This is a genomic window from Micromonospora sp. CNZ299, assembly GCF_002754415.1.
Map to the genome: position 1 here is coordinate 6,486,021 of NZ_PEFG01000001.1, position 12,835 is coordinate 6,498,855.

The 12,835-nt window shown below is 71.0% G+C and carries 8 protein-coding genes; 1 reads left to right on the plus strand and 7 read right to left on the minus strand.

Going from position 1 to position 12,835, the window contains the following annotated elements; genetic code table 11:
- Positions 1-47: 47 nt before the first annotated feature.
- Together CLT68_RS29265 and rapZ are read right to left on the minus strand one after the other, a co-directional pair.
- Positions 48-1,148, minus strand: a complete 1,101-nt coding sequence (locus CLT68_RS29265) for a 2-phospho-L-lactate transferase CofD family protein (protein ID WP_099855802.1) — start codon at positions 1,146-1,148, stop codon at positions 48-50.
- Positions 1,145-2,077 (minus strand): RNase adapter RapZ, encoded by a 933-nt coding sequence (gene rapZ / locus CLT68_RS29270; RefSeq protein WP_371409434.1) that lies wholly within the window; start codon positions 2,075-2,077, stop codon positions 1,145-1,147. Before rapZ ends, CLT68_RS29265 begins: the two co-directional genes overlap by 4 nt.
- Before the next feature lie 171 nt (positions 2,078-2,248).
- On the opposite strand from rapZ, the gene recQ reads away from it, so the two are divergent.
- The gene (gene recQ / locus CLT68_RS29275; RefSeq protein ID WP_099855805.1) at positions 2,249-4,090 is read left to right on the plus strand and encodes a DNA helicase RecQ; all 1,842 of its coding nucleotides are present in this window, start codon (positions 2,249-2,251) and stop codon (positions 4,088-4,090) included.
- A gap of 64 nt (positions 4,091-4,154) precedes the next feature.
- Here recQ and CLT68_RS29280 read toward each other — a convergent pair whose 3' ends face one another.
- The 5 genes from CLT68_RS29280 to rsgA all read right to left on the minus strand — a co-directional run bounded on the left by CLT68_RS29280 (position 4,155) and on the right by rsgA (position 12,805).
- The gene (locus CLT68_RS29280) at positions 4,155-4,814 is read right to left on the minus strand and encodes a C39 family peptidase (protein WP_099855807.1); all 660 of its coding nucleotides are present in this window, start codon (positions 4,812-4,814) and stop codon (positions 4,155-4,157) included.
- An 819-nt stretch (positions 4,815-5,633) separates the two neighbouring features.
- Complete coding sequence (gene uvrC, locus CLT68_RS29285) at positions 5,634-7,622, minus strand: excinuclease ABC subunit UvrC (protein ID WP_099855809.1); 1,989 nt, start codon at positions 7,620-7,622, stop codon at positions 5,634-5,636.
- Positions 7,623-7,794: 172 nt separating this feature from the next.
- On the minus strand, positions 7,795-8,289 hold the full coding sequence (locus CLT68_RS29290; RefSeq protein ID WP_099855812.1) for a Rieske (2Fe-2S) protein: 495 nt from the start codon (positions 8,287-8,289) through the stop codon (positions 7,795-7,797).
- A gap of 227 nt (positions 8,290-8,516) precedes the next feature.
- Entirely contained in the window at positions 8,517-11,462 is a 2,946-nt protein-coding gene (gene uvrA / locus CLT68_RS29295) for an excinuclease ABC subunit UvrA (protein WP_088949259.1), read from the minus strand.
- Between the two features lie 272 nt (positions 11,463-11,734).
- Entirely contained in the window at positions 11,735-12,805 is a 1,071-nt protein-coding gene (gene rsgA / locus CLT68_RS29300; RefSeq protein ID WP_099855814.1) for a ribosome small subunit-dependent GTPase A, read from the minus strand.
- Positions 12,806-12,835: the final 30 nt, after the last annotated feature.

Here is a 12,835-nt window from a genome sequence, read left to right on the forward strand (position 1 = left end):
CCCCTCACGGACCGGTTCCGGCGTGTCGCCGGAGATTACGTACGTGTCTAACGATCGGCACCCAGGACAGGCACCAGTGCGGCGCCCAGGGCAGCCGGATCATGGCGGGGAGTGCCACCGGTGACGGCGACAGGGGCGAGGACCAGGCGGGCACCCAGCGATTCTGCCGCACGTTCGACCGGTTCGGGGTCACCCACCGCCTTGGCGTCGGCGAGCACGAGATCCACCTTGAGCTCGGGCAGGTACCAGTGCAGCGCCGCGAGATGATCGGCGACCGAGAGCCCGAGGGTTTCCTTCTCGGCCGCGAGGTTCAGGGTGACCAACCGCCGGGCCGAGGTGGACACGATAGCGTCGGCCAACTGCGGCACCAGCAGGTGCGGGAGGACGCTGGTGTACCAGCTGCCCGGCCCGAAGATCAACCAGTCCGCCGCCCTGATCGCCTCGATCACCTCGGCGCAGGCCGGCGGGGCGGACGGGGTGAGGCGCAGCGACTCGACCCGCCCGGTGGTGACCGCCACCTGGTGCTGGCCGCGCACGGTGCGTACCTCGTCGGGGGCGGCCGGGTCGACACCTCGGACCTGCGCCTCGATGCCGACCGGCTGACGCGACATCGGCAGCACCCGGCCGACAGTGCCCAGCATCGCGCCGGCGTGCTCCAGCGCGGCCACCGGGTCGCCCAGCATCTCCATGAGGCCGCAGAGCACGAGGTTGCCCACCGCGTGCCCGGCCAGCCCGTCGGCGCGGATGCTCGCCCGCTCAGCGCCGGGGACGGTCGCACCGGGGCCCTGGCTGTTTGCGCCCTGGTCGCGCGGGTCGGGGTTGCGGCGGTCGGTCGCCGCCGGGGCCGGGTCGGCTTCGCCGAGCGGGGGTACGCCGGCCGGCACGGCGGCGAAGCGGTGCTGGAACAGCCCGGCGCTGCGCCGGGTCGCCGGGTGGTCCCCGGCCAGCGCCACCAGCGCCTGACGCAGATCACCCGGGGGCAGACCGCCCCGCTCGGCCCGCAACCGGCCGCTGGAACCCCCGTCGTCACCCACGGTGACCACAGCGGTGATGTCGAGGTCGAGTTCGGGGGCGCAGTGACGCAGCGCGCGCAGCGAGGCGGACAGCCCGTGCCCGCCGCCGAACGCCACCACCCGCCGGGCCGTCATTCCCGCCCCAGATCGCGGTGCTGGGCGTTGGCCGCCAACCCGGAGTGGCGCAACCGCCCGGCCAACTCCTCGGCGATGGCCACGCTGCGATGCTTGCCGCCGGTACAGCCCACGGCGACCGTGAGGTAGCGCTTACCCTCCCGCTCGAAGCCAGCGGTGGTGGCGTTGACCAGGTCGGCGTACGAGGCGACGAAGGCGTCCGCACCCTCCTGACCCAGCACGTACGCGCTGACCGCCTCCTCCCGACCGGTGTGCTCGCGCAGCTCCGGCACCCAGTACGGATTGGGCAGGAAGCGGGCGTCCAGCACGAAGTCGGCGTCCGGCGGCAGACCGTACTTGAAGCCGAACGACAGCACGGTTACCCGCAGCCGGCGGGCGTCCTCGCCGCCGAACAGCTCCTCGATGCGCCGACGGAGCTGGTTGACGTTCAGGTGGCTGGTGTCGACGATCACGTCGGCCTGGTCGCGTGCCTCCTCCAGCAGACCGCGCTCCACGGCGATGCCGTCGGCCAGCCGTCCGTCGCCCTGAAGCGGATGCGACCGGCGCACGCTCTCGAACCGTCGGATCAACACCTCGTCGTCGGCGTCGACGAAGACCACCCGGGGCGAGAACCCACGGTCCTTGAGCTCACGGATCGCCCCGGCCAGGTCCGTGGAGAAGGCCCGGGACCGCACGTCCAGCACCATCGCGGTGCGCCGAGCGGCCCCGCCCGCCTTGAACGCCAGCTCGGCCATGTCCAGCATCAGTGCCTGCGGGAGGTTGTCGACCACGTAGTAGCCGACGTTCTCCAACGCCCTGGCAACCGTGCTGCGGCCACCGCCGGAGAGGCCGGTGACGACCACGAGTGTGGTCTCCGACTCGGCCGCCACCTGCCCGTCAACTGCCGCCGGGTCGTCGATCCGGTCACCGGTTGTGCGCGCCTCGCTCACCCGTACCCCCAAGCCGTGGCGCCGCGGCCTCCGTTGGCCGCGATTGGTCAATCAGCGACTCTATCCCGCCACCGGCGCAAGCCCGCGCACCCGCCACGGGTCGGGGGGTGAACACCCTTCGCTCGGGTGCGCCGGGTCGGCGGTGTCGGGGTGGGCTCGTAGACTCCGCGGATGGCTTCCCCCACCGACCTGCGTACCGAGGACGCGCTGCCGGTGCTGCGCCGGGTGTTCGGCTACGACGCCTTCCGCGGTTTCCAGCAGGACGTGATCGACCACGTGGTCGCCGGCGGCGACGCGCTGGTGCTGATGCCCACCGGTGGTGGCAAGTCGCTGTGCTACCAGATCCCGGCCCTGGTCCGCGACGGCGTCGCGGTCGTCGTCTCCCCGCTGATCGCCCTCATGCAGGACCAGGTGGACGCGCTCACCGCCGTCGGCGTCCGCGCCGGGTTCCTCAATTCGACCCAGACGCTCGACGCCCGACGTCGGGTCGAGGCGGCCTTCGTCGCCGGCGAGCTGGACCTGCTCTACCTCGCCCCGGAGGCGCTCGGCGTCCGGTCCACCCTCGCCCTGCTGGACCGGGGGCGCATCTCGCTGTTCGCGATCGACGAGGCGCACTGCGTGTCCCAGTGGGGGCACGACTTCCGCCCCGATTACCTGGCGCTGTCGATGCTGCACGAGCGGTGGCCAGAGGTGCCGCGGATCGCGTTGACCGCCACCGCGACCAGCGCCACCCGCACCGAGATCGCCACCCGACTCAACCTCGACGATGCCCGGCACTTCGTGGCGAGCTTCGACCGGCCCAATATCCAGTACCGGATCGTGCCCAAACGGGAGCCGCGCAAGCAACTGCTGACGCTGCTGCGCGACGAGCACCCCGGCGACGCCGGCATCGTCTACTGCCTCTCCCGTGCCTCGGTCGACAAGACCGCCGAGTTCCTCGTCGCCAACGGGGTCGCCGCACTGCCGTACCACGCGGGTCTGGACGCGGCCACCCGCGCCGCCAACCAGCAACGCTTCCTGCGGGAGGACGGTCTGGTGATGGTGGCCACGATCGCCTTCGGCATGGGCATCGACAAGCCCGACGTGCGGTTCGTCGCCCACCTCGACCTGCCCAAGTCCGTCGAGGGCTACTACCAGGAGACCGGCCGCGCCGGGCGGGACGGCCTGCCGTCCACCGCCTGGCTCGCGTACGGGCTGCAGGACGTGGTCCAGCAACGCAAGATGATCGAGACGTCCGACGGCGACCTCGCCCACCGCCGCAACCTCGCCGCGCACCTGGACGCGATGCTCGCCCTCTGCGAGACGGTGCGCTGCCGGCGGGTCCAGCTGCTCGAATACTTCGGCGAGACGTCCACGGCCGCCTGCGGCAACTGCGACACCTGCCTCACCCCACCGGAGACCTGGGACGGCACTGTCGCCGCCCAGAAGTTGCTCTCCGCGGTCTTCCGTCTCGACCGTGAGCGCAACCAGCGGTTCGGCGCGGGGCACTGCATCGACATCCTGCTCGGCAAGCAGAACGACAAGATCAGCCAGCACGGTCACGACTCGCTGACCGTCTTCGGCATCGGCTCCGAGCTGAGCGAGGCGGAGTGGCGGGGCGTCGTTCGGCAACTCCTCGCCGAAGGGCTGCTCGCCGTCGAGGGTGACTACGGCACGCTCGCGCTGACCGAGGCCAGTGCCGACGTCCTGGGTCGCCGCCGCACGGTCACGATGCGCCGCGAGCCGGAGAAGCCGGCTTCGACCCGCTCGTCGAAGCCGCGCGGCTCGGCCACCGTCGTGGCCGAGCTGACCCCGGCCGCCGCGTCGCTCTTCGAGCGGCTGCGTGGCTGGCGGGCGACCACCGCCAAAGAGCAGGGCGTTCCGGCGTACGTCATCTTCCACGACGCCACTCTTCGACAGATCGCCAGCGACGCGCCGGGCTCGCTTGCCGAGTTGTCCGGCGTCAGTGGGGTCGGCGAGAACAAGCTCGCCAAGTACGGCGAGCAGATCCTGGCCGTCCTCGCCGAGGACTGAGGACGTGCCGAAGGGCCGGGCCCCGTGGTGGGGTCCGGCCCTTCGCTTCGTGTCTGGTGCGGGGTCAGCTGGTGGCGTAGCCGCGGGTGGCGATCCAGTCGGCGAGGTGCTCGACGGTGACCTCGTAGGAGGCGGTGTTCGGGTCGGCGGAGTCGGCGATCTTCACCGTGTTGCCGTTGTCGCGGTAGCCGACGACGCTGATGTAGTGCCCGCCCTCGAACGAGTGGATACCACCATCGGTGTCAGTCGTGGTGCCGGCGATATTCGCGACCACGGCCCGGCCGTCGTCAACGGTCTTGACGATGTCGGCGCGCAGCTTGTCGGTCTGCTTGGCGTCAGCATCCGGGGTGCTGATCTCCACGGACCGGTAGGCGTCGTTCTTGCCGGTCTCCTTGTTCAGCACCGGGGTGATGTCGTTGATGGAGTTGGTGCCGGCCTCGGTGGTGCCCATCTCCTTGGCCATCGCGTCGACGCTGATGTCCTTGCCCTGCACGCTCAGGGCGTTACGGGCGGCGGCGGGGCCGCAGTAGTAGAAGTTCGGCTGCGCCTCGTAGCGCACACCCAGCTGACGCTCACCAGACGGCTTGCGATCAGACTGCGTCTGAGTGGCGGGCTTGGCATCCGTCGCGGCGTACGCGGCGGTGATCGGTCCGACGATGGCGCCGCCGGTGAAGGCCAGGCCAGCAGCGGTCAGAGCGGTCTTACGAATCAGATCGGTACGCATGATGGCGTGCTCCTCTGCGATTGGGGGTGCACGGCACGCCCGGGGGGTGGGCGTGCCGCACGTGCAAGGGGGGAAAGTTTTGGAGGTTCTTGCCCGGTGGCCACAGGGGGCCGGCGTCGGGGAAGGGTGTAACGGTGCGGGGCGGCGGGTCATTCCACCTGGCCCCGGCTTGTGGTGCTCGGGGGTGCGGGGTGTGTAACCGGCCGGGCCGGCGAGTCATTCCGCCGGGCTTCCGGCCTGCGTGCTCCGGGGGATGTAACCGGGGCGGCCGCTCGGGTGTTCCCGGCGGCTGCCTCGCCCCACGACCCGAAAGTCGCGGTGGCATGCCAGGTATAACGACCCCGCCCGGCCCACGATTCCGCCCCCAGGGTGGCCCCGACCACGGGAAACCCACGCCGAAACCGGACGCCCGCCCCAGGGTCGGATCCGCCGAACCGGACACCACACCCCGCAACCCCGGGCGCGGGCAATCCAAGATCCGCGCACTTTCCGGGAAAGTGCTGCCTCAGACCACGCCGAGGCAGCAAGTTCCCTGATGTTGCGCGGATCTTCGCCCGGGTGGCGGGCGGCGGGCGGTTGCCCGATGTGTTTGCGCGGATCTTGACCCGGGTGCCGGGCGGGCAGCCAGCGCCCCGATGCGTTGCGCGGATCTTGATCGACCTGGCGATACCGGATACCGCCACCCGGGACGCCCCACGCGACGCATCACCCCAAGGTCGCGCTCGATCCGGGAAACCGACCCCATTCGGCGCCGACGAGGCCACTACGAGCGCGATCATGCGTGCCGCGCGACTGACCCCGAGAACGCGCGGGGCGGCGTCAGGTGTTGGGGGTCGCCTCCGCGCTGTCGTCGGTCTTCGTGTCCTTGTCGAGGGCGGCCAGGATCGCCTCGGCGGTGCGTCGACCCACCCCGGGCACCTCGGTGATCTCCTCGACCGTTGCGGCAGAGAGCCGCTTGAGTGAGCCGAAGTGCCGCAACAACGCCTTGCGCCGCACCTCGCCGAGGCCGGGTACGTGGTCGAGTGCCGACTCGGTCATCCGCTTCGAGCGGCGCTGCCGGTGGAAGGTGATGGCGAACCGGTGGGCCTCGTCGCGGATGCGTTGCAGCAGGTAGAGACCCTCCGAGGTGCGCGGCAGGATGACCGGGAACTCGTCGTCGGGGAGCCAGACCTCCTCCAGCCGCTTGGCCAGGCCGCACAACGCCACGTCGTCGATGCCCAGGTCGGCAAGGGCCTGCGCGGCCGCCGCGACCTGCGGAGCACCGCCGTCGACGACCACCAACTGCGGCGGGTACGCGAACTTCCGCGGCCGGCCGGTGGTCGGATCGATGAGCACACCGATCTGCGGCTCGGCCGCGTCTTCCGGGGTGATCGGGTCGTCGGCCGACTCGACGCCCACCTCGCCCGTCTCTGCCCGCGCGTCCAGGTAGCGGGCGAAGCGACGGCGCAGCACCTCGGACATCGCGGAGAGGTCGTCGGTGGCGCCACGGACGATGAACCGCCGGTATTCGCTCTTGCGAGGCAACCCGTCCTCGAAGACCACCATGCTGGCCACGACGTCGGTGCCCTGAATCTGGGAGATGTCGAAGCACTCGATGCGCAACGGCGAGGTGCGCATGTCCAGTGCTTCGCTGATCTCGTCCAGTGCCTTGCCCCGGGTGGTGAGGTCACCGGATCGCTTCAGCTTGTGCCGGGCCAGCGCGTCCTTGGCGTTGCGCTCGACCGTCTCCATCAGTGAGCGCTTGTCGCCGCGCTGCGGCACCCGCAGCGACACCCGGCTGCCCCGGTGGTTGGAGAGCCATTCCGCCAGCGCGTCGGCGTCCGCGGGAAGCTCGGGCACCAGCAGCTCCCGGGGCACGTCGGCCTCGCCGTGCTCGCCGCCGTACACCTGGGTGCAGAAGTGGTGCACCAGGTCGCCGGTGGTCAGGTCCTCGGTCTTCTCCACCACCCAGCCGCGCTGCCCCCGGACCCGGCCGTCGCGGACGTGGAAGACCTGCACGGCCGCCTCGAGCGGGTCGTCGGCGAACGCGACCACGTCGGCGTCGGTGCCGTCGCCCAACACCACGGTCTGCTTCTCCATGGCGCGGCGCAGCGCGGCCACGTCGTCGCGCAGTTTGGCGGCCCGCTCGAACTCAAGCTGCTCGCTCGCCTCGGTCATCTCGCGCTCGATCTTGCGGACCATGGTGTCGGTGCGCCCGGCCATGAAGTCGCAGAACCCGTCCACGATCGCGCGGTGTTCGTCGGCGGAGACGGTGCCGACGCACGGCGCCGAGCACTTGCCGATGTAGCCGAGCAGGCAGGGACGACCGACCTGGCCGGCGCGTTTGAACACGCCGGCGGAGCACGTCCGGGCGGGGAACACCCGCAGCAGCAGGTCGAGGGTCTCCCGGATGGCCCAGGCGTGCGAGTACGGACCGAAGTAGCGCACCCCCTTGCGCTTGGCACCACGCATCACCTGGAGCCGTGGGTATTCCTCGTTGAGGGTCACGGCCAGATAGGGGTACGACTTGTCGTCGCGGTAGCGGACGTTGAACCGGGGGTCGTACTGCTTGATCCAGGTGAACTCCTGCTGGAGCGCCTCGACCTCGGTGCCGACGGTGATCCAGTCCACCGACTCGGCGGTGGTGACCATCTGCCGGGTGCGCTCGTGCAGGTTCCAGACATCGCCGAAATAGGAGTTGAGCCGGCTGCGCAGGTTTCGCGCCTTGCCGACGTAGATCACCCGGCCGGTGCCGTCGCGAAAGCGGTAGACCCCCGGTAGCTCCGGGATGGTGCCGGGTGCGGGGCGGTAGGTCGAGGGGTCAGCCACGTCAGCAAGCCTAGTCCGCAGCACCGACAGCCCAACTCAAGCTCTAGATCGACTCGGCTTCCGGAAAGTCGGGGTGTCGAGGGATCGCGGACACCCCGACTTTCCGAAACGCGAGTCGATCAGGCCGGCCGGACACGCCTGGCCGGGGGGCGGTCGCCGACCCCCGGACGGGTCAGGCGAGCGAGATCTGGTCGCCGGTGACCTTGATGTTCTTCGGCGGCAGCGGCTTGGTGGCCGGGCCGGCCTTCACCGAGCCGTCCTCGATCGAGAACTTGCTGCCGTGGCAGGTGCAGTTGATGGTGCCGCCGTCGACGTTCGTGACCGGGCAGTTCTGGTGGGTGCAGATCGGGTCGAAGCCCTTGAACTGGCCGGCGCTCGGCTGGGTGATGACCACGCCCTCGGCGGCGAGGACCTTGCCGCCACCGACCGGGATGTCGGCGGTGGTGGCCAGCGACTGGGAGCCCTGCCGGTCGCCGCCGCCAGCGTCACCGGTGCTGGGGACCGCGGGGCCGCCACTGGTGGGGGTGTCGCTGCCGCTGCCGCTGCCGCTGCCGTCGTCGCTGCCGCAGGCAGCCAGGACGACGGCCGCGCCGACCGCCCCGACACCGGTGAGCAGGGTACGACGTGTCTGCGTACCCGGACCGGTCAGCGCCTGATCGTCACTCATGCCTCGCCTCTCTCTAGCCCGCCGCGCCGGTCCGAAAGCCGGTCACACTTCTCCACACGGGCAACTGTGCCGGATGGTTCACCGCAGCATCTGTCCGACCCAGGAAATGGGACGGGGCGGGCTCCGGACCGGCTCGCCCGCGCCGCGATGGACGCGCACGAACCCGATCGGACCCGCCCCGCAACCGCCACACCAAACCCAGCCGGACCTGCCTCGGGAACTCGAGGTCAGCGGGCGCTGGCCGCCACCTTGCGGCTGGTCCGCGCCTTGGTCACACCGTTGGCCTTGGCCGCCCGCGTCGTGGCGGCGGCCGCGCCCTTGGCCTTGCCGTCGAGCTTGAGCACCTGGCGCAGGAACTCGCCGGTGTGGCTCTCGGCCACCTCGGCGACCTCCTCGGGGGTGCCGGTGGCGAGCACGGTGCCGCCCCGGTGGCCGCCCTCCGGACCCATGTCGATCAGCCAGTCGGCCGTCTTGATCACGTCGAGGTTGTGCTCGATGGTGATCACCGTGTTGCCCTTGTCGACCAGACCCTCCAGCACCATCAGCAGCTTGCGGATGTCCTCGAAGTGCAGACCGGTGGTCGGCTCGTCGAGCACGTAGACCGTCCGCCCGGTGGAGCGCTTCTGCAGCTCGGACGCGAGCTTGACCCGCTGCGCCTCACCGCCGGAGAGGGTGGGCGCGGGCTGACCGAGGCGTACGTAGCCCAGGCCGACGTCGACCAGGGTCTTGAGGTGCCGGTGGATGGCCGGGATGGCGGAGAAGAACTCGGCGGCCTCCTCGATCGGCATCTCCAGCACGTCCGAGACGGTCTTGCCCTTGTAGTGCACCTCCAGGGTCTCCCGGTTGTACCGGGCGCCCTTGCAGACCTCGCAGGGCACGTACACGTCGGGCAGGAAGTTCATCTCGATCTTGATCGTGCCGTCACCGGAGCACGCCTCGCAGCGCCCACCCTTGACGTTGAAGGAGAACCGACCCGGGCCGTACCCCCGAACCTTCGCCTCGGTGGTCTCGGCGAAGAGCTTGCGGACGTGGTCCCAGACCCCGGTGTAGGTGGCCGGGTTGGAGCGCGGCGTACGGCCGATCGGCGACTGGTCCACGCCGACGACCTTGTCGACGTGCTCCAGACCGGAGACCCGGGTGTGCCTGCCGGGCACCAGTCGGGCGCCGTTGATCTGGTTGGCCAACACGGCGTACAGGATGTCGTTGACCAGCGTCGACTTGCCCGAGCCACTGACCCCGGTGACCGCGATGAGCTGGCCCAGCGGGAACGAGACGGTCAGGTTGCGCAGGTTGTGCTCGCGCGCGCCGTGCACCACCAGCTCCCGTGCCGCATCCTGCGGGCGGCGCGTGGACGGCGTCGGGATGGAGCGACGCCCGGACAGGTATGCCCCGGTGATCGACTCCTTGTTCTTCAGCAGCGCCGGCACCGAGCCGCTGTGCACGATCTTGCCGCCGTGCTCACCGGCGCCGGGCCCGATGTCGACGATCCAGTCGGCGGTGCGGATGGTGTCCTCGTCGTGCTCCACCACGATCAGCGTGTTGCCCAGCCCGCGCAGCCGGATCAGGGTCTCGATCAGGCGGTGGTTGTCACGCTGGTGCAGCCCGATCGACGGCTCGTCGAGCACGTAGAGCACGCCCACCAGGCCGGAGCCGATCTGGGTGGCCAGCCGGATGCGCTGTGCCTCGCCGCCGGAGAGCGTGCCGGCCGGCCGGTCCAGGGAGAGGTAGTCCAGACCGACGTCGAGCAGGAACCGCAGCCGGGCGTTGATCTCCTTGAGGACCCGCTCGGCGATCATCTTCTGCCGGTCGGTCAGCTCGATGCCGGCGAGCAGGTCGGCGCACTCCCCCACGGACAGGTTGCAGACCTCGGCGATGCTCTTGCCGGCCAGGGTGACCGCGAGCACCTCGGGCTTGAGCCGGGCGCCGCCGCACGCCGCACACGGCACGTCGCGCATGTAGCCCTCGTACTTGTCGCGGGACCACTCGGACTCCGTGTCGGAGTGCCGGCGCTCGATCCACTGCACCACGCCCTCGAAGCCGGTGTAGTAGGAGCGCTCGCGGCCGTACTTGTTGCGGTAGCGCACGTGCACCTGGTCGTCGGAGCCGTGCAGGATCGTCTTCTGCGCCCGCGCCGGCAACGCCCGCCACGGGGTGTCGACGTCGAAGTGCTGGGCCTCGCCGAGAGCCTCCAGCAGGCGCAGGAAGTATTCCAGGTTGTGCCCGGTGGACCAGGGCTGGATGGCGCCCTCGCGCAGGCTGCGCTCCGGGTCGGGGACCAGCAGCTCCGGGTCGACCTCCTTCTTGGTGCCCAGGCCGGTGCACTCCGGGCAGGCGCCGTACGGGGCGTTGAAGGAGAAGACCCGGGGCTCGAGATCCTCGATGGCCAGCGGGTGGTCGTTGGGGCAGGCCAGGTGCTCGGAGTAGCGGCGCTCCCGGTCCGGGTCGTCCTCGGGGAGGTCGACGAAGTCGAGCAGCACCAGGCCACTGGACAGGCCCAGGGCGGCCTCGACCGAGTCGGTCAGCCGCTGCTTGGCGCTGGGCTTGACGGTGAGCCGGTCGATCACCACCTCGATGGTGTGCTTCTCCTGCTTCTTGAGCTTCGGCGGCTCGGTCAGCGGGTGCACCACGCCGTCGACGCGGGCCCGGGCGTAGCCCTTGGCCTGCAGCTCGGCGAAGAGGTCGACGTACTCGCCCTTGCGGCCGCGGATGACCGGCGCGAGCACCATGAACTTGGTGCCCTCGGCCATCGCGAGGACCCGGTCGACGATCTGCTGAGGGCTCTGCCGGGAGATCCGCTCACCGCAGACCGGGCAGTGCGGCTCACCGATGCGGGCGTAGAGCAGCCGTAGGTAGTCGTAGACCTCGGTGATGGTGCCGACGGTCGAGCGCGGGTTGCGCGAGGTCGACTTCTGGTCGATCGAGACGGCGGGGCTGAGACCCTCGATGAAGTCGACGTCTGGCTTGTCCATCTGGCCGAGGAACTGCCGGGCGTACGACGAGAGCGACTCGACGTAGCGGCGCTGCCCCTCGGCGAAGATCGTGTCGAAGGCCAGGCTCGACTTGCCCGACCCGGACAGCCCGGTGAACACGATGAGTGCGTCCCGGGGCAGGTCGAGACTGACGTCACGCAGGTTGTGCTCGCGCGCGCCACGGATGATCAGTCGGTCGGCCACAGTGCGTGTACTCCCGGGAGAAGACGAAGCGAAGGATCTGTCCCGCTCTGGGTGATTGTGAGCGGTCGTGCGGGCGCGGAAAACACGCCTCGGCAACTCTAGCCCCGAGGTATGACACTTTCCCCCGCCCGCACATTCCCCCAGCTCAGCCCGGTCGGCCGCACCGCGTCAAGGCCCACGATCGCGCCGGGTGGAAGGTCCGCCAGCGCAGAGCCACAAGCCTCGACCGCCCGGAGCCACAAGCCTCGACCGCGCAGAACGCCGGCCGCTGGTCAGTAGCCCCCGGGCGACGGCGGCCGGGCCGTCCGACGTCGAGCCGACCGCCATCCGCCGCGCCGCTCCGCCGCCACCCGCGCCTCCCGCCGTCGGCTCTCGTGGGCGACCTCGCCCTGGAGCCTCCGCCAGCTCTCCCACCGACGGGTGGAGAGCTCCCCGGTGTGCAGCGCGTCGCGGACCGCGCAGGCGGGCTCGCCGTCGTGCCCGCAGTCGGCATACCGGCAGCCCTCGGCCAGCCCGGCGATGTCGGCGAACGCCCGGTCGAGCCCGGCCGCGCCGTCCAGCAGGCCGACCGCCCGCACACCGGGGGTGTCGATCACCGCGCCCCCGCCGGGGATCGGTACGAGGGCCCGCCAGGTGGTGGTGTGCCGACCCTTGCCGTCGACCCGGCGGATCGCCTGTGTCGGCATCACCACGGTGCCGGCGAGGGCGTTGACCAGGCTGGACTTGCCGGCACCGGAGGGCCCGAGCAGGCCGAGCGTGCGGCCGGACGTCACCTCGGCGCGCAGCGGGTCCAGCCCGGTGCCACGCTCGGCGCTGACCGGCAGCACCGGCACCCCGGGCGCGATCGCGGCCAGTTGGCGGGCCAGCGCGGCCGGGTCGGCCGCGAGGTCGGCCTTCGTCAACACCACCAGCGGTCGGGCGCCGGACTCGTGGGCCAGGGCGAGCAACCGTTCGATCCGGCCCACGTCCGGCTCGGGGTGCACCGGCTCCACCACGGCGGCCGCGTCGAGGTTGGCGGCCAGCACCTGGCCGCTGGCGTCCTTGCCGGCGGTACGCCGGATCAGCGCGCCCCGGCGGGGCAGCACGGCCTCCACTGTGACGCGGCGGTCCGGCCAGTGGTTGAGCAGGACCCAGTCCCCGGCGCAGGGCAGCGCGGACGGGTCTCGGGCGGCGGCGGCGAGCACCGCCCCGCCCAGGCTGGCCCGGACCGGGCCGGTCGCGGTGAGCACCGTGCAGACACCCCGGTCCACCCGGGCCACCCGACCCGGGTGGTGCTCGCCGCGTCGTTCGGCGTACGCCGCCCGCTCGGCGTCCCAGCCGAGGGCGGTCAGATCGATCGTCATGGCATCCTCATCGGTGTCGAAGCTGGTGAT

What these genes read in the sequence shown, in the direction of transcription:
- CLT68_RS29265 (WP_099855802.1), bottom strand. Translation starts at nt 1,148, where the DNA reads ATGACGGCCCGGCGGGTGGTGGCGTTCGGCGGCGGGCACGGGCTGTCC.
- recQ (WP_099855805.1), top strand. Translation starts at nt 2,249, where the DNA reads ATGGCTTCCCCCACCGACCTGCGTACCGAGGACGCGCTGCCGGTGCTG.
- CLT68_RS29280 (WP_099855807.1), bottom strand. Translation starts at nt 4,814, where the DNA reads ATGCGTACCGATCTGATTCGTAAGACCGCTCTGACCGCTGCTGGCCTG.
- CLT68_RS29290 (WP_099855812.1), bottom strand. Translation starts at nt 8,289, where the DNA reads ATGAGTGACGATCAGGCGCTGACCGGTCCGGGTACGCAGACACGTCGT.
- rsgA (WP_099855814.1), bottom strand. Translation starts at nt 12,805, where the DNA reads ATGACGATCGATCTGACCGCCCTCGGCTGGGACGCCGAGCGGGCGGCG.